17 protein-coding genes and 1 pseudogene are annotated in these 17,588 nt (G+C 66.0%); 4 read left to right on the top strand and 14 right to left on the bottom strand.

The window, feature by feature from the left end; all coding sequences use genetic code 11:
- Positions 1-5: 5 nt before the first annotated feature.
- The 14 genes from hemN to ccoN (ACW9UL_RS12295) all read right to left on the bottom strand — a co-directional run bounded on the left by hemN (position 6) and on the right by ccoN (ACW9UL_RS12295) (position 13,743).
- Positions 6-1,388: an oxygen-independent coproporphyrinogen III oxidase gene (gene hemN, locus ACW9UL_RS12360; protein ID WP_457787173.1), complete on the bottom strand. Its 1,383-nt coding sequence runs from the start codon at positions 1,386-1,388 to the stop codon at positions 6-8.
- Between the two features lie 93 nt (positions 1,389-1,481).
- On the bottom strand, positions 1,482-2,165 hold the full coding sequence (locus tag ACW9UL_RS12355; protein ID WP_457787172.1) for a sulfite exporter TauE/SafE family protein: 684 nt from the start codon (positions 2,163-2,165) through the stop codon (positions 1,482-1,484).
- On the bottom strand, positions 2,158-2,364 hold the full coding sequence (gene ccoS, locus ACW9UL_RS12350) for a cbb3-type cytochrome oxidase assembly protein CcoS (protein WP_457787171.1): 207 nt from the start codon (positions 2,362-2,364) through the stop codon (positions 2,158-2,160). The genes ACW9UL_RS12355 and ccoS overlap by 8 nt, the downstream gene beginning before the upstream one ends.
- A 123-nt stretch (positions 2,365-2,487) precedes the next feature.
- Positions 2,488-4,896 (bottom strand): heavy metal translocating P-type ATPase, encoded by a 2,409-nt coding sequence (locus tag ACW9UL_RS12345; RefSeq protein ID WP_457787170.1) that lies wholly within the window; start codon positions 4,894-4,896, stop codon positions 2,488-2,490.
- Positions 4,897-4,904: 8 nt separating this feature from the next.
- Positions 4,905-5,423 (bottom strand): FixH family protein, encoded by a 519-nt coding sequence (locus tag ACW9UL_RS12340; protein ID WP_457787169.1) that lies wholly within the window; start codon positions 5,421-5,423, stop codon positions 4,905-4,907.
- A gap of 13 nt (positions 5,424-5,436) precedes the next feature.
- On the bottom strand, positions 5,437-6,849 hold the full coding sequence (gene ccoG, locus ACW9UL_RS12335; RefSeq protein WP_445580078.1) for a cytochrome c oxidase accessory protein CcoG: 1,413 nt from the start codon (positions 6,847-6,849) through the stop codon (positions 5,437-5,439).
- 161 nt (positions 6,850-7,010) lie between these two features.
- Positions 7,011-8,006, bottom strand: a complete 996-nt coding sequence (ccoP, locus tag ACW9UL_RS12330; protein WP_457787168.1) for a cytochrome-c oxidase, cbb3-type subunit III — start codon at positions 8,004-8,006, stop codon at positions 7,011-7,013.
- The gene (locus ACW9UL_RS12325; RefSeq protein WP_397487755.1) at positions 8,003-8,188 is read right to left on the bottom strand and encodes a cbb3-type cytochrome oxidase subunit 3; all 186 of its coding nucleotides are present in this window, start codon (positions 8,186-8,188) and stop codon (positions 8,003-8,005) included. The genes ccoP (ACW9UL_RS12330) and ACW9UL_RS12325 overlap by 4 nt, the downstream gene beginning before the upstream one ends.
- Positions 8,189-8,194: 6 nt before the next feature.
- Positions 8,195-8,803, bottom strand: a complete 609-nt coding sequence (gene ccoO / locus ACW9UL_RS12320) for a cytochrome-c oxidase, cbb3-type subunit II (protein ID WP_397487754.1) — start codon at positions 8,801-8,803, stop codon at positions 8,195-8,197.
- The gene (ccoN, locus tag ACW9UL_RS12315; RefSeq protein ID WP_457787167.1) at positions 8,803-10,245 is read right to left on the bottom strand and encodes a cytochrome-c oxidase, cbb3-type subunit I; all 1,443 of its coding nucleotides are present in this window, start codon (positions 10,243-10,245) and stop codon (positions 8,803-8,805) included. Before ccoN (ACW9UL_RS12315) ends, ccoO (ACW9UL_RS12320) begins: the two co-directional genes overlap by 1 nt.
- Before the next feature lie 342 nt (positions 10,246-10,587).
- Positions 10,588-11,514: a cytochrome-c oxidase, cbb3-type subunit III gene (gene ccoP / locus ACW9UL_RS12310; protein WP_457787166.1), complete on the bottom strand. Its 927-nt coding sequence runs from the start codon at positions 11,512-11,514 to the stop codon at positions 10,588-10,590.
- Positions 11,511-11,690 carry a cbb3-type cytochrome oxidase subunit 3 gene (locus ACW9UL_RS12305; protein WP_397487751.1) on the bottom strand — a complete coding sequence of 60 codons (180 nt, stop codon included), beginning with the start codon at positions 11,688-11,690 and terminating at the stop codon, positions 11,511-11,513. The genes ccoP (ACW9UL_RS12310) and ACW9UL_RS12305 overlap by 4 nt, the downstream gene beginning before the upstream one ends.
- Before the next feature lie 5 nt (positions 11,691-11,695).
- Positions 11,696-12,304: a cytochrome-c oxidase, cbb3-type subunit II gene (gene ccoO / locus ACW9UL_RS12300; protein WP_397487750.1), complete on the bottom strand. Its 609-nt coding sequence runs from the start codon at positions 12,302-12,304 to the stop codon at positions 11,696-11,698.
- Complete coding sequence (ccoN, locus tag ACW9UL_RS12295) at positions 12,304-13,743, bottom strand: cytochrome-c oxidase, cbb3-type subunit I (protein ID WP_457787165.1); 1,440 nt, start codon at positions 13,741-13,743, stop codon at positions 12,304-12,306. The genes ccoO (ACW9UL_RS12300) and ccoN (ACW9UL_RS12295) overlap by 1 nt, the downstream gene beginning before the upstream one ends.
- A gap of 101 nt (positions 13,744-13,844) precedes the next feature.
- Here ccoN (ACW9UL_RS12295) and ACW9UL_RS12290 point away from each other — a divergent pair, with 101 nt between their 5' ends.
- The 4 genes and pseudogenes from ACW9UL_RS12290 to ACW9UL_RS12275 all read left to right on the top strand — a co-directional run.
- Positions 13,845-14,552 (top strand): alpha/beta family hydrolase, encoded by a 708-nt coding sequence (locus ACW9UL_RS12290; RefSeq protein ID WP_457787164.1) that lies wholly within the window; start codon positions 13,845-13,847, stop codon positions 14,550-14,552.
- A 152-nt stretch (positions 14,553-14,704) separates the two neighbouring features.
- Positions 14,705-16,114, top strand: a complete 1,410-nt coding sequence (locus tag ACW9UL_RS12285) for a circularly permuted type 2 ATP-grasp protein (protein ID WP_457787163.1) — start codon at positions 14,705-14,707, stop codon at positions 16,112-16,114.
- Between the two features lie 2 nt (positions 16,115-16,116).
- The gene (locus tag ACW9UL_RS12280) at positions 16,117-17,067 is read left to right on the top strand and encodes an alpha-E domain-containing protein (RefSeq protein ID WP_397487746.1); all 951 of its coding nucleotides are present in this window, start codon (positions 16,117-16,119) and stop codon (positions 17,065-17,067) included.
- Positions 17,064-17,201: pseudogene (locus ACW9UL_RS12275) on the top strand (transglutaminase N-terminal domain-containing protein); the annotation flags it as partial. The gene ACW9UL_RS12280 and the pseudogene ACW9UL_RS12275, both read left to right, overlap by 4 nt.
- Positions 17,202-17,588: the final 387 nt, after the last annotated feature.

The following is a 17,588-nucleotide window of genomic DNA, read 5'->3' as shown; positions in this document are numbered from 1 at the left end:
ACCGGTCAGATCACCCGTGAAAAGCGCTGGCGCACCTGGTCGTTGAGGTAACGGTCGAACAGCATGCACAGCGAACGTACCAGCAGGCGGCCGGCGGGCAACACTTCGAGGCGTTCGGCGTCGAGTCGGATCAGGCCGTCGCGGGCCAGCTGCTGCAGCTCGGGCCAGAGTGCGGCGAAGTAGTCGCGAAAGACCAGGCCGTGGGCCTGCTCGATGGCGGCGAAATCCAGCTGGAAATGACAGATCAGCTGCTGGATCACCGCGCGGCGCACGCGGTCGTCGGCGTTGCAGTGCAGGCCGCGGCGGGTGGCCAGTTGGCCGTTGCCGAGGCTTTGCTGGTAGCTGGCGATGTCGCTGTCGTTCTGGCTGTAGAGGTCGCCGATCTGGCTGATGGCCGACACCCCCAGACCGATCAGGTCGCAATGACCGTGGGTGGTGTAGCCCTGGAAGTTGCGCTGCAGGGTGCCTTCCTCCTGGGCCACGGCCAGCTCGTCGTCGGGCAGGGCGAAGTGGTCCATGCCGATGTAGCGGTAGCCGGCGCGGGTCAGCTGCTCGATGCTGGCCTGCAGCATCTCCAGTTTCTGCGCCGGGCTGGGCAGGTCGTCGGCGCTGATGCGCCGCTGCGGCATGAAGCGCTCGGGTAGATGGGCGTAGTTGAACAGCGACAGGCGATCCGGCTGCAGGGCGATTACCTCGGCGACGCTGCGGGCGAAGCGCTCGGGGGTCTGCTTGGGCAGGCCGTAGATCAGGTCGATGTTCAGCGAACGGAACTGCAGGGTGCGCGCCGCCTCGACTATGGCGCGGGTCTCCTCCAGGGTCTGCAGGCGGTTGACCGCGCGCTGCACCTCGGGGTCGAGGTCCTGCACGCCGAGGCTGACGCGGTTGAAGCCCAGCTCGCGCAGCAGGCCCATGGTCGACCAGTCGGCCTCGCGTGGGTCGATCTCGATGCTGTAGTCGCCGGAGTCGTCGTCCAGCAGGTGGAAGTGCTGGCGCAGGTGCTGCATCAGCCGGCGCAGTTCGTCGTGATTGAGGAAAGTCGGGGTGCCGCCGCCGAAGTGCAGCTGCTCGATCACCTGGCCCTTGTCCAGGTAGCGGCCGAGGATCTCGATCTCGCGTTCGAGCTTCTCCAGATAGGGCAGGGCGCGGCCACGGTCCTTGGTGATCACCTTGTTGCAGGCGCAGTAGTAGCAGATGTGCGCGCAGAACGGGATGTGCAGGTACAGCGACAGCGGGCGCTTGTCCCTGCGACTGTCGCGTAGGGCGTGCAGCAGGTCGAACGGGCCGATGTCGTCGTGGAACTGCACGGCGGTCGGGTAGGAGGTGTAGCGCGGGCCGGCCAGATCGTAGCGGCGGATCAGGTCGGCGTCCCACTGGATGGCGTCGAGCATGGGGGAAAATCCTGGAAAGGCAGTGGGGCCAGTCTAGGGAGGCGGATGGACGGGGGCCTTGACCTGAATCAAGGGCGTGTGAGGGCGCTGTCGTCAGTGCCCCATCAGCCAGTGCTGGTGCGGGCCGGGCAGGGTCCAGAGGCCGAACAGCATCACCAGCAGGCCGCCGGCCATGCGCACGCCGCGCTGGCGCAGCAGGGCGGTGACGCGTTCGGCGGCGAGGCCAGTGGCCAGCAGCACCGGCCAGGTGCCCAGGCCGAAAGCCAGCATCAGCACGGCACCGTCGACCGCGCTGCCCTGGCTGGAGGCCCACAGCAGGGTACTGTAGACCAGCCCGCAGGGCAGCCAGCCCCACAGCCCGCCCAGCACCAGGGCGCGCGGCAGGCTGGTGACCGGCATAAAGCGCCGGGTCAGCGGTTGAATGTGGCGCCACAGGCCGCGGCCGAGCGCCTCGATACGGGTCAGGCCGCTCCACCAGCCGGCCAGGTACAGGCCCATGGCGATCAGCAGCAAGGCCGCCAGGGTGCGCATCACCACTTCGCCGGCGCTGCCGGCAATGGCCCAGCCGGCCAGACCGAGGAGCAGGCCGGCGGCAGCGTAACTGAGGATGCGACCGAGGTTGTAGGCCAGCAGCAGGCGCAGGCGGCGGCCGCGCTGCTCGGCCGGAATGGCCAGGGTCAGCGCGCCCATCAGGCCGCCGCACATGCCCAGGCAGTGACCGCCGCCGAGCAGGCCGAGAATCAGCGCCGACACCAGCAGCGGCGCCAGCTCAAGCATCGGGCTTGTCCTGCTTGCTCTGGCTTTCGGCCTGCTCGACGCCGGCCTTGTGCAGCGGGTCTTCGTCGTCGAACAGGATGCTGTGCGCCGGGCCGTCGAGGTCGTCGTACTGGCCGCTGTCCACCGCCCAGAAGAACAGCCAGATGGCGAAACCGACCAGGGCGATGGCCACGGGGATCAGGATATAGAGGGCGGACATGGCTTCTCCGGAGCTGATGCTGTTATGTTTTGCAGCCATCGTGGCGGATTGTTTGGTGGATCGGTGAAGCGTGATCCACCCTACGGGACTCGCGAACCGCTTCTTCGCGAGCAGCGCGCACGCCTAGGTGTTCGGGGTGCGGCTCAGGCGCAGCGCATTGAGCACCACCAGCAGCGAGCTGAGCGACATGCCCACCGCGGCCCAGATCGGCGTGATCCAGCCGAGGGCGGCGAAGGGCAGCACCAGGCCATTGTACAGGGTGGCCCAGGTCAGGTTCTCGACGATGATGCGCCGCGTGCGCTTGGCCAGGGTCAGGCCCTGCACCAGGCTGCCCAGGCGGTTGGACAGCAGCACCGCGTCGGCGCTGGTCTTGGCCAGGTCCGAGGCCGAGCCCATGGCCACGCTGATGTCGGCGGCGGCCAGCACCGGCACGTCGTTGACCCCGTCGCCGAGCATCAGTACGCGGCGGCCGGCGCCGTGCAGCTGCTTGAGCACCGCCAGCTTGGCGTCCGGGGTCAGGCCGCCGCGGGCATCCTCGATGCCCAGCTGGCGAGCCACCTCGCCAACCATCGGCGAGCTGTCGCCGGACAGCAGGTGGATCTGCCAGCCACGGGCGCGGGCGGCGGCGATCAGCTCGGGCGCATCCTCGCGCAGGCGGTCGTCGAGCACGAACCAGGCCAGCGGCCCTTGTTCATCGCCCAGCAGCAGCCATTGGCCGTGCTCGCCGGCAATCGACGGCACGGCCTGGCCGCTCAGGGCGCAGACGAAGCTGGCCTCGCCGATGCGCAGCAGACGGCCGTCGACGCGGCCCTGCAGGCCCTGGCCGGGATGGCTGTCGACCGACTCGGCGGCGCGCGGCGCCTGGCCGAACGCGCGGGCGATGGGGTGTTCGGAGCGGTTCTCCAGGGCCGCGGCCAGCGCCAGGCAGGCGTCCTGGTCCAGCTCGCGCAGCGGCTGGATGGCCCTGAGCGTCAGACGGCCCTCGGTCAGGGTGCCGGTCTTGTCCAGCACCAGGGTGTCGATCTGGTTGAGCCCTTCGAGCACATGGCCGCGGGTCAGCAGCATGCCCAGTTTGTGCAGGCTGCCGGTGGCGGTGGTCAAGGCGGTGGGGGTGGCCAGCGCCAGTGCGCAGGGGCAGGTGGCCACCAGCAGCGAGAGCACCACCCAGAAGGCGCGCTCGGCATCGATCTGCCACCAGGCCAGGCCGACCAGCGCCGCGGCGATCAGGATAAACAGCAGGAACCACTGCGCCACCCGGTCGGCGATCTCCGCCAGGCGCGGCTTCTCGCTCTGCGCCCGCTCCAGCAGGCGGACGATGGCCGACAGGCGGGTGGCGTCGCCCAGGGCCTGCACCTCGACGGTCAGCGGCCCTTCGACGTTGAGCGTGCCGGCGGTGACGCTGTCGCCGACGCTGCGCGGCTGCGGCAGGTATTCGCCGGTCAGCAGCGACTCGTCGACGCTGGACTGGCCGGCCAGCACGCGGCCGTCGGCGGGAATCAGCGCACCGGGCTGCACCAGCACGCGCTCGCCGCTCTGCAGTTCGCTGAGCAGCACGCGCTGGCTCTGGCCGCCTTGGTCCAGGCGCAGGCAGGAGGCCGGCAGCAGCTTGACCAGCTGCGCGGTGGCCGCCGCCGTGCGTTCGCGGGCGCGCCGCTCCAGATAGCGGCCGGCCAGCAGGAACAGGGCGAACATGCCCACCGCATCGAAGTACAGCTCGCCCTGGCCGGTGACGGTGGACCAGATGCCGGCGACGTAGGCGCCGCCGATGGCCAGCGACACCGAGACGTCCATGGTCAGGTGGCGGGTGCGCAGGTCGCGCAGGGCGCCGCGGAAGAACTGGCCGCAGCAGTAGAAGACGATGGGGGTGGTGAGGAACAGGCTGGTCCAGCGCAGGATCTTGTCCAGCTCTGGCGACAGGTCGACGTTGAATTCCGGCCAGGTGGCCATGGTCGCCATCATCACCTGCATCCACAGCAGCCCGGCCACGCCCAGCTCGCGCATGCTGCGGCGGTTCTCCGCGGCCAGGCGTGCGGCGGCCTGGTCGGCCTGCCAGGGGTGGCCGGCATAGCCGATGCGGCGCAACTCGGCGAGCAGTTGGCTGAGCGGCAGCTGGCTGTCGCTCCAGCGCACTTGCAGGCGGTGGTTGGACAGGTTCAGGTGCGCCTCGGCGACCCCGGGCAGGCCGCGCAGGTGTTTCTCGATCAGCCAGCCGCAGGCGGCGCAGCTGATGCCTTCGATCAGCAGCTGGGTCTCGCTCAGCTCGCCGTCCTGCTGGACGAAGGGCTGCTGCACCTCGCTGCGGTCGTACAGCGCCAGCTCGTCCGGCAGGGCCTGGGGCAGCGCCTGCGGATTGGCGGCGTTCTCGCTGCGGTGCTTGTAGTAGTGCTCCAGGCCGCCGGCGACTATGGCCTCGGCCACCGCCTGGCAGCCGGGGCAGCACAGCTCGCGGTTCTGGCCGAGCACCACGGCGTGGAAGCGGCTGCCGGCAGGCACCGGCAGGCCGCAGTGGAAGCAGGGGGTAGGGGCGGGCATCGGCAGGGTCAGTAGGACGGGTTGTCACCGATCAAGATGGGCTGGCCATCGGCGATGTTCTCTTCCTCGAACAGGCGCCAACTCTGGCTGCCTTCCTGGCCGAGTAGTTCGACGAAGCGGCGGCCGCTGACCTGGTCGACCATCTGCCCACGGTACTGGCCATCGGCGGTCGGTTGCAGGATGACGCGGCGATCGCGCTCCGGCTGGGTCGGCGAGATCAGGTTGAGGACGATCTGCTGCGGCTTGCTGTTGCCTTGCAGGCTCAGGGTCGCGGTGCCGGTGCTGTCGTCGAGCACCAGCTCGCCGTGCAGCTGCAGGCGCTCAGCCAGCTTCTCGCGCTCCAGCGACTGGTTGATGCCCTTGCCGACGTCGTAGTAGTCGTCGGAGATCAGTCCTGGCGGGTTGCGCGAGGCCAGGGTCAGCAGGGCCAGGCCCTGCACCACCGAGTAGCCCAGCAGGGCGATGATGAACCAGGGCCAGAACTGCTTGTACCAGGGCTTGACTGGCGATGGGGTGTGTTCGGACATGCTCTTTCCGTTGTCAGCGGACGCTCGGGCCGATGAAGCGGCTGTCGGCGTCGTTCTCGATACTGGGGGCGTCCAGCGCGCGCACGCGGAAGACGATTTCGTTGGCGCTGGAGGGCAGTTTCTCCGGGGCGATGGACAGCTCCACAGGGAAGGCATACACCTCGCCGGCCAGGGCCCGGACCTCGCGCTTGCCCTCGTAGACCAGCCCGTCGAGGCCTTCGACCTCGACCAGATAGGTCATGTCGCGCTGCGCCTTGTTCATGATCTTCAGGGTGTAGACGTTCTCGATATGGCCGCGCTCGTTTTCGCGGAACAGCACGCGGTCCTTGATCACGTCCAGCTCCACCAGCGGGCGGTTGGCCACGGCCCAGGCGAACAGGCCGATCATGGCTACCAGCGCGACGGCATAGCCTATCAGGCGCGGGCGCAGCAGGTGGGTCTTGTGCCCGGAAAGATTGTGTTCGGTTGTGTAGCTGATCAGCCCCTTGGGGTAGTTCATCTTCTCCATGATGCTGTCGCAGGCGTCGATGCAGGCGGCGCAGCCGATGCACTCGATCTGCAGGCCGTCGCGGATGTCGATGCCGGTGGGGCAGACGTGTACGCACATCTTGCAGTCGATGCAGTCACCCAGGCCCTGGGCCTTGTAGTCGGCGTCCTTCTTGCGCGGGCCGCGCGACTCGCCGCGGCGCGGGTCGTAGGAGACGATCAGGGTGTCCTGGTCGAACATCACGCTCTGGAAGCGCGCATAGGGGCACATGTAGATGCACACCTGTTCGCGCAGGTAGCCGGCGTTACCGTAGGTGGCGAGGGTGAAGAAGCCCACCCAGAACAGCGCCCAGCCGCTGGCCTCGAGAGTCAGCAGTTCAGGGATCAGCTCGCGGATGGGCGTGAAGTAGCCGACGAAGGTGATCGCAGTGAGCAGCGACACGCCTACCCAGATGCCGTGCTTGGCCACCTTGCGCGCCAGCTTGTTGCCGCTCATCGGTTGTTTGTCCAGCTTCATGCGCTGGTTGCGGTCGCCCTCGGTGACCTTCTCGGCCCACATGAACACCCAGGTGAACACGCTCTGCGGACAGGTGTAGCCGCACCAGACGCGGCCGGCGAACACGGTGATGAAGAACAGGCCGAAGGCGCAGATGATCAAGAGCCACGACAGCAGCATGAAGTCCTGCGGCCAGTAGGTGGCGCCGAAGATGTGGAATTTGCGCTCGGGCAGGTTCCACCAGACGGCCTGGCGGCCTTCCCAGTTCAGCCACACGGTGCCGAAGAACAGCAGGAAGAGAAAGGCTCCGCCGACGCGGCGCAGGTTGCGGAACAGGCCGGTGAACGCGCGGGTATAGATCTTCTCGCGGTTGGCGTAGAGATCGACGGTGGCGGCTTTTGCGGAAGGAGGGGTGACGTCCTGGACGGGGATCTGTTCGCTCATCAATGCATACCAAAGCGGTTGGTTGGCAGCCCGGGCCGATACGTGCCGGTCAGGGTCAATTCACGGTAGCTACATGGTACGCCCGAAAGACAACGCCCGGGTGCGACCAGCGGTCGCGTCCCGGGCGTTCATTGACCCTTGTCAAAAGAGTCGTTCTGCGATTACTGCTCTTGTGCCTTGTGCGACAGGCTGTACACGTAAGCGGCCAGCAGATGCACCTTGTCGTTGCCGAGGAATTCTTCCTGGGCCGGCATGTTGCCGTGACGACCGTAGCGGATGCTCTGTTGCAGTTGCGCGTAGCTGCTGCCGTAGATGAAGGCAGCCGGGTTGGTCAGGTTCGGTGCGCCCATGGCCGGGGTGCCCTTGCCGTCGGCGCCGTGGCAGGCGAAGCAGGTACCGGCGAAGACCTTCTGGCCTGCTTCGATATCGGCTTCCACGCCTTCCGGCAGCTCACGACCAGCCAGCTCGGTCAGCACATAGGCGGCGACGTTGCGTACGCCGTCTTCGCCAATGGCCGGGCCCTGGGCCGGCATGGCGCCCTGACGACCTTTCAGGATGGTGGTCTTGATGGTTTCCGCCTCGCCACCCCAGCGCCATTCGCTGTCGGTCAGGTTGGGGAAGCCGTAGCTGCCCTTGGCGTCGGAGCCATGGCACACCGAGCAGTTGGAAGCGAACAGGCGACCGCCCATCTTCAGCGCCTGCTCGTCCTTGGCCACTTCCTCGATGGGCATGGCCGCGTACTTGGCGAACAGTGGGCCATATTGCTCGTCGGCACGGGCCATTTCCTTCTCCCACTGGTGCACACCGGTCCAGCCGGCGTGACGCATGGAGCCGTCGGCGATTTGCACGCCGGCGGCGAAGGGGGTCTGCTTGTCGTTGTCGACGTAATCGTAGCCCGGCAGCAGGCCTTTCCAGTTGCCCAGGCCCGGATACAGGGCCAGGTAGCCCAGGGCGAAGACGATGGTGGCGACGAACAGCAGGAACCACCACTTCGGCAGCGGGTTGTCGAATTCGGCGATGCCGTCGAATTCATGCCCGACGGTTTCCTCGGTGGTCTCCTGGCGCTGGCCCTTGCGGGTGCCGAAGATCAGCCAGGTCAGGGCGAAGATGGTGCCCAGAGACAGAATGGTTACGTACCAACTCCAGAACGTGGTCATTGGTTATTGCTCCTGGAAGAGTCTTGGTCGCGCTTGGAATCGGGCTCTTCGTCGGCGAAGGGCAGGTTGGCGGCCTCGTCGAAGCCGGACTTGCGCTTGCTGCTGTAGGCCCAGAGCACCACGCCGATAAAGGCGATGAATACCACCGCCGTGCCGATGCCGCGAATAGTCCCGATATCCATAACGTCTTACCGTTTGTTCTTGATGGAAGTGCCGAGGACCTGCAGGTACGCGACCAGCGCGTCCATTTCGGTCTTGCCTTTCACTGCATCCTTGGCGCCGGCGATGTCTTCGTCGGTGTAGGGGATGCCGAAGCCGCGCATGACTTCCATCTTCTTCGCGGTATCGCGGCCGTCGAGCTTGTGCTCCACCAGCCAGGGGTAGGCGGGCATCTTCGACTCGGGCACGACGTTGCGCGGGTTGTACAGGTGGGCGCGGTGCCACTCGTCCGAGTAGCGGCCGCCGACTCGTGCCAGGTCCGGGCCGGTCCGCTTGGAGCCCCACAGGAAGGGGTGGTCCCAGACGCTTTCGCCGGCCACCGAGTAGTGGCCGTAGCGCTCGGTCTCGGCGCGGAACGGACGGATCATCTGCGAGTGGCAGCCGACGCAGCCTTCACGGATGTAGAGGTCACGACCTTCCAGTTGCAGTGCGGTGTAAGGCTTGAGGCCTTCCACCGGCTCATTGGTGACGTCCTGGAAAAACAGCGGGACGATCTGAGTCAGGCCGCCGATGCTGACGGCGATCACCATCAGCAGCGCCATCAGGCCGATATTCTTCTCGATGATTTCGTGTTTCATCAGTGAGCTACTCCGGCGGGAATCTGCGCAGCCGCTTCGTATTCAGCCGGCTTGGCGGCACGCACGGTGCGGTAGGTGTTGTAGGCCATCAGCAGCATGCCGGTGACGAAGAAGGCGCCGCCGATCATGCGCACCACGTAACCCGGGTGGCTGGCTTCCAGCGCTTCGACGAAGGAGTAGGTCAGGGTGCCGTCTTCGTTGACTGCGCGCCACATCAGGCCCTGGGTGATACCGTTGACCCACATCGAGGCGATGTACAGCACGGTGCCGATGGTGGCCAGCCAGAAGTGGGTGTTGATCAGGCCGACGCTGTGCATCTGCTGGCGGCCGAACACCTTGGGAATCAGGTGGTACAGCGAGCCGATGGAGATCATCGCCACCCAGCCGAGCGCGCCGGCGTGGACGTGGCCGATGGTCCAGTCGGTGTAGTGCGACAGGGCGTTGACGGTCTTGATGGCCATCATCGGGCCCTCGAAGGTGCTCATGCCATAGAAGGCCAGGGAGACGACGAGGAAGCGCAGGATCGGGTCGGTGCGCAGCTTATGCCAGGCGCCGGACAGGCTCATCATGCCGTTGATCATGCCGCCCCAGCTCGGAGCCAGCAGAATGACCGACATGGCCATGCCCAGGGACTGCGCCCAGTCGGGCAGGGCGGTGTAGTGCAGGTGGTGCGGGCCGGCCCAGATGTACAGGGTGATCAGCGCCCAGAAGTGCACGATGGACAGGCGGTAGGAGTAGATCGGACGCTCGGCCTGCTTGGGTACGAAGTAGTACATCATCCCCAGGAAGCCGGTGGTCAGGAAGAAGCCCACGGCGTTGTGGCCGTACCACCACTGGATCATCGCGTCGGTGGCGCCGGCGTACATCGAGTACGACTTGAACAGGCTGACCGGCATGGCCATGCTGTTGACGATGTGCAGCATGGCGGTGACCAGGATGAAGCCGCCGAAGAACCAGTTGCCCACATAGATGTGCTTGGTCTTGCGCTTGACGATGGTACCGAAGAACACCACAGCATAAGCAACCCAGACAATGCCCAGAAGGATGTCGATCGGCCACTCCAGCTCGGCGTATTCCTTGGTGCTGGTAAGGCCCAGCGGCAGGGTGATGACTGCCAGGACAATCACTGCTTGCCAGCCCCAGAAGACGAAGGCGGCCAGACCGTCGGAGATCAGACGCGCTTGGCTGGTGCGTTGCACGACATAGAAGGACGTTGCCATCAACGCACACCCGCCGAAGGCGAAGATTACCGCGTTGGTGTGCAGCGGGCGCAGGCGGCCGAAGCTGGTCCACGGAAGGTTCAGGTTGAGTTCCGGCCACACGAGTTGTGCGGCGATGAACACGCCTAGACCCATCCCAATGACCCCCCAGATCACCGTCATAATGGCGAACTGGCGGACCACCTTATAGTTATAAGCAGTCTGACTGATTGCTGTGCTCATGCTAGGGGTTCCACGGTTAATGGAGTTTTATGGGGCAAAAATCGGCGGCAAGTATGGAGAAAGCAGGTAGCCATTGCAACGCAACATACCGACACGATTAGGGTTTCAGAGCCTTTCGCGTGCCTTGGACGGCGCCCTCGACAGAGGTGTTGGCAGGCCGTGCGCAAGCGAATTGCGCGATGCTGAGAAGGGATCGCCTTGGAGTTGTGGCAGATGACGACTGAAAAGGCAGCTTAGCCCAGGTCAAGAAAATTGCAGGGCTACTGGTCGGCGGGTGCGACACTGGGTCGCATACATATAAAGGAAGGGCCGGCGATCGAGGGCGGTCGCCGGCGGGTGGGGTTACTCGCTGTCGTCCAGGCTCAGCTTGAGTACGTAGGCGGCCAGCAGGTGGGCCTTGTCGTTGCCGAGGAAGTCCTCCTGGGCTGGCATGTTGCCGTTGCGGCCGTAGCGGATGGTCTGCTGCAGCTGGGCGAAGCTGCTGCCGTAGATAAAGGCGCTGGGCTGGGTCAGGTTCGGTGCGCCCATCAGCGCCATGCCGGTACCGGCCGGGGTATGGCAGGCGGCGCAGGTGGTGGAGAAGATCGCCCGACCAGCCTCGATATCGGCTTCGCTACCTTCCGGCAGTTCGCGCCCGGCCAGTTGGGTGAGCACGTAGGCGGCCGCGTTGCGTACGCCGTCCTCGCCGATGGCCGGACCTTGCGCCGGCATCATGCCGATGCGGCCCTTGAGGATGCTGGTCTTGATGTTCTCCGCCGCACCGCCCCAGCGCCAGCTGGTGTCGGCCAGGTTGGGGAAGCCATAGCTGCCCTTGGCGTCGGAACCGTGACAGACCGAGCAGTTGGAGGCGAACAGGCGGCCGCCCATCTTCAGCGCCTGCTCGTCCTTGGCCACCTCCTCGATGGGCATGGCGGCGAACTTGGCGAAGATCGGCCCGTACTCCTCGTCGGCGCGATCCATCTCGCGCTGCCACTGGGCGACCTGGGTCCAGCCATCCTGGTAGCCCGGCAGCCAGCCCTTGTAGTTGCCCAGGCCGGGGTATAGGGCCAGATAGCCGACGGAAAAGATCAGGGTGCCGATAAACAGCATGAACCACCACTTGGGCAGCGGGTTGTCGTATTCCTCGATGCCGTCGAAGGCATGGCCCATGGTCTGCTCGGTGGGGTTCTTGTGCACCTCGCTCTTGCGCGTGGCGAAGATCAGCCAGAACAGGGCGACCAGGGTGCCGATGGTCAGCAGGGTGATGTACCAGCTCCAGAAGGGGGTCATGCGTCAGTCCTCGAAACGGCGGGCTTCTGATCGTCGGCGAAGGGCAGGTTGGCCGCTTCGTCAAAGGCGTCGCGGCGTTCGCCGCTATAGGCCCAGAGGGTCACGGCGGAGAAGGCGATCAGCACCAGGGCGGTCCCCAGACCGCGCAGGGTGCCGACATCGATAAGCTCGAACATGGTGCTCACCTCTTGTTCTTCACGGCGGTGCCGAGCACCTGCAGGTACGCGACCAGCGCGTCCATCTCGCTCTTGCCCTTCACCGCGTCGCCAGCGCCGGCGATGTCCGCGTCGCTGTAGGGCACGCCGAGCATGCGCAGGGCGCCCATCTTCTTGGCGGTGTCCTTGCCGTCGAGCTTGTTCTCCACCAGCCAGGGGTAGGACGGCATCTTCGACTCGGGCACGACGTTGCGCGGGTTGTACAGGTGGGCGCGGTGCCACTCGTCCGAGTAGCGGCCGCCGACCCGTGCCAGGTCCGGGCCGGTACGCTTGGAACCCCACAGGAAGGGATGATCCCAGACGCTTTCGCCGGCCACCGAGTAGTGGCCGTAGCGCTCGGTCTCGGCGCGGAACGGACGGATCATCTGCGAATGGCAGCCGACGCAGCCTTCCTTGATGTAGATATCGCGACCTTCCAGCTGCAGCGCGGTGTAGGGCTTGAGGCCCTCGACCGGCTCGTTGGTGACGTCCTGGAAGAACAGCGGGACGATCTGGGTCAGGCCGCCGATGCTGACGGCGAGGATCATCATCAGTGCCATCAGGCCGATGTTCTTTTCGAGAGTCTCGTGTTTCATCAGTGCGCTCCTTCAACCGAGAACTGCGCGGCGGCTTCCACTTCGGCCGGTTTCGCCGCACGCACGGTCAACCAGGTGTTCCAGGCCATCAGCAGCATGCCGGCGAAGAAGATCGCACCGCCGATCACCCGCACCACGAAGCCGGGATGGCTGGCTTCCAGCGCCTCGACGAAGGAGTAGGTGAGGGTGCCGTCCTCGTTCACCGCGCGCCACATCAGGCCCTGGGTGATGCCGTTGACCCACATCGAGGCGATGTACAGCACGGTGCCGATGGTGGCCAGCCAGAAGTGGGCGTTGATCAGGCCGACGCTGTGCATCTGCTCGCGGCCGAACACCTTGGGAATCAGGTGATAGAGCGAGCCGATCGACACCATGGCGACCCAGCCGAGCGCGCCGGCGTGGACGTGGCCGATGGTCCAGTCGGTGTAGTGCGACAGGGCGTTGACGGTCTTGATCGCCATCATCGGGCCTTCGAAGGTCGACATGCCGTAGAACGCCAGGGAAACGACCAAAAAGCGCAGGATCGGGTCGGTGCGCAGCTTATGCCAGGCCCCGGAGAGGGTCATCATGCCGTTGATCATGCCGCCCCAGCTCGGCGCCAGGAGGATCAGCGACATCACCATGCCAAGCGACTGGGCCCAGTCCGGCAGCGCGGTGTAGTGCAGGTGGTGCGGGCCGGCCCAGATGTACACCGCGATCAGCGCCCAGAAGTGGACGATGGACAGGCGATAGGAGTAGACCGGGCGCTCGGCCTGCTTGGGCACGAAGTAGTACATCATCCCCAGGAAGCCGGCGGTGAGGAAGAAGCCCACGGCGTTGTGCCCGTACCACCACTGGATCATCGCGTCGGTGGCGCCGGCGTACAGCGAGTAGGACTTGGTCAGGCTGACCGGAATCTCCAGGTTGTTGACGATGTGCAAAATGGCGACGGTGAGGATGAAGCCGCCGAAGAACCAGTTGCCCACGTAGATGTGGCTGACCTTGCGCTTGACGATGGTGCCGAAGAAGACGATGGCGTAGGCGACCCAGACCACCGTGATGAGGAGGTCGATCGGCCATTCCAGCTCGGCGTATTCCTTGGAGCTGGTCCAGCCCAGCGGCAGGCTGATGGCCGCCAGCACGATCACCAGTTGCCAGCCCCAGAAAGTGAAGGCGGCCAGCTTCGGTGCGAACAGCGCCGCCTGGCTGGTGCGCTGCACCGCGTAGTAGCTGGTGGCGAACAGTGCGCAGCCGCCGAAGGCGAAGATCACCGCATTGGTGTGCAGCGGCCGCAGGCGACCGAAGCTGGTCCACGGCAGGTTGAAGTTGAGGTCGGGCCAGGCCAGCTGGGCGGCGATGAAAACGCCGAGTCCCATGCCGACGATGCCCCAAACCACCGTCATAATGGCGAACTGGCGAACCACCCTGTAGTTGTAGGCGGAACGGGTTGTTGTGTTCATGTCTGGGTTTCCATCCACGGTTATGGCAGAGCGGCCGATAACCGGGATGTCCATGGGCATGAGCAGGCCACGGCCACCACGGATATCGACGCGAGGCAAGCATGAGCAAAGGGCCATCCGGGTTTATTGACGCCGGTCAATGTGCACAGGGGCAGCCCTGGCTGTGGGACAGGCCCGCGGGCGAGGCGCGCGCGACGCTGATCCTCGCCCACGGCGCCGGGGCGCCGATGGACAGCGAATTCATGCAGCGTATGGCCCAAGGCCTGACGGCGCGTGGGGTTGCGGTACTGCGCTTCGAGTTCGCCTACATGGCTGCCAGGCGCCTGGACGGCAGGAAACGCCCCCCCAATCCACAGGCGCAACTGCTGCAGCAATGGCGTGAGGTGCATGCCCGGGTGCGCCAACAGGTCGCAGGGCCGCTGGCCATCGGCGGCAAGTCGATGGGCGGGCGCATGGCCAGCCTGCTCGCCGACGAACTGGGCGCCGCCGCCCTGGTCTGCCTCGGCTATCCCTTCTACGCTGCCGGCAAGCCGGAAAAAACGCGGGTCGCGCACCTGGCCGAGCTGCGCACGCCGACGCTGATCGTGCAGGGCGAGCGCGACGCCCTAGGCAACCGCGAGGCGGTGGCCGGTTACGCGCTGGCACCGGCGATCCGCCTGCACTGGCTGACGGCGGCCGACCACGACCTCAAACCGCTGAAAAGCTCGGGCTGCAGCCATGAGCAGCACCTGGCCGACGCGGCGCAGGCGGTGGCGGACTTTCTTGCCGACGTTTCGTCAGGTGGCTGTGGCGCTGGCCCTGCCACCTAACGGGGCGGCGCGCGACTCGCGGGTCACATCGCTGCACCGCGTTGGTGCGTCGGTCTCGGGGGTTTTTATCAAGTCATTGAAATAAAAGGAATTACCGTGCTGGCTCGGGCCTTGCAAAGCTCCCTGCAAGTCCGGGTGACAAGGAGTACGGCATGGTCCGCACCTTTTATGACGAGATGTACGACGCGAGCGGCGCTGTCCGCCCGCACTACCGCGAATTTGCCCGCTGGCTGGCAGAAACGCCGGACGATCTGCTGGCCCAGCGCCGACGCGAAGCCGACCTGCTGTTCCACCGTGCTGGCATCACCTTCACCCTCTATGGCGACGATCAGGGCACCGAGCGCCTGATCCCCTTCGACATCGTCCCGCGCAGCATACCGATGAGCGAATGGCGCATGGTCGAGCGCGGCTGCATCCAGCGTGTGCAGGCGCTCAACCTGTTCCTCGCCGACCTCTACCACGACCAGCGCATCATCAAGGCCGGCATCATTCCCGCCGAGCAGGTGCTGGCCAACGAGGGTTACCAGATGGCCATGCAGGGCCTCGACCTGCACCGCGACATCTATGCGCATATCGCCGGCGTGGATCTGGTGCGCGACGGCGACGGCAGCTACTACGTGCTGGAGGACAACCTGCGTACCCCCAGCGGCGTCAGCTACATGCTTGAAGACCGCAAGATGATGATGCGCCTGTTCCCCGAGCTGTTCGCCGCTCAGCGCGTGGCGCCGGTGGATCACTACCCGAATCTGTTGCTCGACACCCTGAAGAGCTCCAGTGCGCTGGACAACCCCACGGTGGTGGTGCTGACCCCGGGGCGCTTCAACAGCGCCTATTTCGAGCACGCCTTCCTCGCCCGCGAGATGGGGGTGGAGCTGGTGGAGGGCGCCGACCTGTTCGTCCGCGACGACAAGGTGTACATGCGCACCACCGCCGGCGCGCGCCAGGTCGATGTGATCTACCGTCGCCTCGACGACGCCTTCCTCGATCCGCTGACCTTCAACCCCGATTCCATGCTCGGCGTGCCCGGCCTGCTGGCCGCCTACCGCTCGCGCAACGTGGTACTGGCCAACGCCATCGGCACCGGGGTGGCCGACGACAAGTCGGTCTACCCCTACGTTGGCGACATGATCCGCTTCTACCTGGACGAGGAACCGATCCTGAACAACGTGCCGACCTGGCAGTGCCGCAAGCCGGAGGAACTGTCCCACGTGCTGGCCCACTTGCCCGAGCTGGTGGTCAAGGAAACCCAGGGTTCCGGCGGCTACGGCATGCTGGTCGGGCCGGCGGCGAGCAAGGCCGAGATCGAGGCCTTCCGCGCCCGGCTGATGGCCAAGCCCGAGGCCTATATCGCCCAGCCGACGCTGAGCCTGTCGACCTGCCCGACCTTCGTCGAGCGCGGCATCGCCCCGCGCCATATCGACCTGCGCCCGTTCGTCCTGTCCGGTCGAGAAACCCGCCTGGTGCCCGGTGGCCTGACTCGCGTGGCGCTGCGCGAAGGCTCGCTGGTGGTCAATTCGTCGCAGGGCGGCGGGACCAAGGACACCTGGGTGGTGGAGGACTGATCATGCTGTCGAGAACTGCCTCCGATCTGTACTGGATGTCGCGCTACCTGGAGCGCGCCGAGAACCTCGCACGCATGCTCGACGTCAGCTACTCGCTGTCGTTGATGCCGCAGGACGGCCGCGGCGACGGTCTGGATGAACTGGCCATGCCGCTGCTGATCACCGGCACCCTGGACGCCTACCTGGAGTGTCACGGCCCGCTGCATGCCGAGCGCATGCTGCACTTCTTCGCCCTCGACGCGAGCAACCCGGCGAGCATCTACTGCTGCCTGCAGGCCGCGCGCGCCAACGCTCACGCGGTGCGCGGGCGGATCACCGCGGACATGTGGGAGAACATCAACGCCACCTGGCTGGAAATGCGCGGCATCGCCGAGCAGGGCCTGGGCCGCTACGGCATCAGCCGCTTCTGCGAGTGGGTCAAGGAGCGCTCGCACCTGTTCCGCGGCGCCACCTTCGGCACCATCATGCGCGGCGAGGCCTATCGCTTCATTCGCCTGGGCACCTTCATCGAGCGCGCCGACAACACCCTGCGCCTGCTCGATGCGCGCTACGAGATGCTCGGCGAGGAGATCGACGAGCTGGAAGAACGCACCGCGCGCAGCTACTACCAGTGGAATGCGCTGCTGCGCGCGCTGTCCTCGTCCGAGGCCTTCGCCGAGATCTACCGTGGTTCGCCGCGCACGCGCAAGGTCGCCGAACTACTGCTGCTGCGCCACGAGGTGCCGCGTTCGCTGCGCGCCTGCATGGAGGAACTCAACCTGATGCTCGCCGGCCTGCCCGGCGACAACGGCCGCTCGGCGCAGCGCCTGGCCGCCGAGCTGGATGCGCGGCTGCGCTACACCGGCATCGACGAAGTGCTCGACGAAGGCCTGCATGCCTGGCTCACCGACTTCATCCTGCTGGTACGCCAGTTGGGCAACACCATTCACACGTCCTACCTGGAGGTCGCATGAGACTCTCGATCAGCCACGACACTACCTACCGCTACGACGACCAGGTACGCGCGAGCATCCAGTACCTGCGCCTGACCCCCCACGACAGTGAGCGCCAGCAGGTGCTCAGCTGGCAGCTCGACCTGCCGCGCCCGGTGCNTGCATGGTGATATTAGCGGTGGAGATCAATTGCTTGTCCTGCGGGGCTGCGGTGGTTAATCGCCTTTCCCGGTTCCTGCACCCGCGCCCGCCACGTCGCTTGTGGCAGGCAGCTGGGCGAACTCGTTCCTGTTGAAGGCCGAGTTCAGCCGCTGGGTATAGGTCGAGGAACATCCACACGCGGTGCCCCGGGCCGGCTTGCGCTGAAGCCATGGGGGCCGGCCTGTCGTCAGGCATGTGTTGGCGTGGTCTGTCGGGCGTCGTATCGCCGGCGCTTGGGGATGCCCTGGGCAGCCAGCGCGGCGTGAAGCGCGCAATGGTACCACTTGGCGGCATGATCCACAGCCCGCGCTTGCGCCACGGGAAGACGAAAGGGCGTTCGG

This window comes from Pseudomonas sp. PL-6, from assembly GCF_054110165.1.
This window is presented reverse-complemented; position numbering and strand designations above follow the sequence as displayed.

Excerpts from the sequence above, each read along its gene's own strand:
- ACW9UL_RS12340 (WP_457787169.1), bottom strand. The coding sequence starts at position 5,423 with ATGTCCGAACACACCCCATCGCCAGTCAAGCCCTGGTACAAGCAGTTC.
- ACW9UL_RS12305 (WP_397487751.1), bottom strand. The coding sequence starts at position 11,690 with ATGTTCGAGCTTATCGATGTCGGCACCCTGCGCGGTCTGGGGACCGCC.
- ACW9UL_RS12355 (WP_457787172.1), bottom strand. The coding sequence starts at position 2,165 with ATGCTTGAGCTGGCGCCGCTGCTGGTGTCGGCGCTGATTCTCGGCCTG.
- ACW9UL_RS12345 (WP_457787170.1), bottom strand. The coding sequence starts at position 4,896 with ATGCCCGCCCCTACCCCCTGCTTCCACTGCGGCCTGCCGGTGCCTGCC.
- hemN (WP_457787173.1), bottom strand. The coding sequence starts at position 1,388 with ATGCTCGACGCCATCCAGTGGGACGCCGACCTGATCCGCCGCTACGAT.
- ccoP (WP_457787166.1), bottom strand. The coding sequence starts at position 11,514 with ATGACCCCCTTCTGGAGCTGGTACATCACCCTGCTGACCATCGGCACC.
- ccoO (WP_397487750.1), bottom strand. The coding sequence starts at position 12,304 with ATGAAACACGAGACTCTCGAAAAGAACATCGGCCTGATGGCACTGATG.
- ccoS (WP_457787171.1), bottom strand. The coding sequence starts at position 2,364 with ATGTCCGCCCTCTATATCCTGATCCCCGTGGCCATCGCCCTGGTCGGT.
- ACW9UL_RS12280 (WP_397487746.1), top strand. The coding sequence starts at position 16,117 with ATGCTGTCGAGAACTGCCTCCGATCTGTACTGGATGTCGCGCTACCTG.
- ccoN (WP_457787165.1), bottom strand. The coding sequence starts at position 13,743 with ATGAACACAACAACCCGTTCCGCCTACAACTACAGGGTGGTTCGCCAG.
- ACW9UL_RS12285 (WP_457787163.1), top strand. The coding sequence starts at position 14,705 with ATGGTCCGCACCTTTTATGACGAGATGTACGACGCGAGCGGCGCTGTC.
- ccoO (WP_397487754.1), bottom strand. The coding sequence starts at position 8,803 with ATGAAACACGAAATCATCGAGAAGAATATCGGCCTGATGGCGCTGCTG.
- ccoP (WP_457787168.1), bottom strand. The coding sequence starts at position 8,006 with ATGACCACGTTCTGGAGTTGGTACGTAACCATTCTGTCTCTGGGCACC.
- ACW9UL_RS12290 (WP_457787164.1), top strand. The coding sequence starts at position 13,845 with ATGAGCAAAGGGCCATCCGGGTTTATTGACGCCGGTCAATGTGCACAG.
- ccoG (WP_445580078.1), bottom strand. The coding sequence starts at position 6,849 with ATGAGCGAACAGATCCCCGTCCAGGACGTCACCCCTCCTTCCGCAAAA.
- ACW9UL_RS12325 (WP_397487755.1), bottom strand. The coding sequence starts at position 8,188 with ATGGATATCGGGACTATTCGCGGCATCGGCACGGCGGTGGTATTCATC.
- ccoN (WP_457787167.1), bottom strand. The coding sequence starts at position 10,245 with ATGAGCACAGCAATCAGTCAGACTGCTTATAACTATAAGGTGGTCCGC.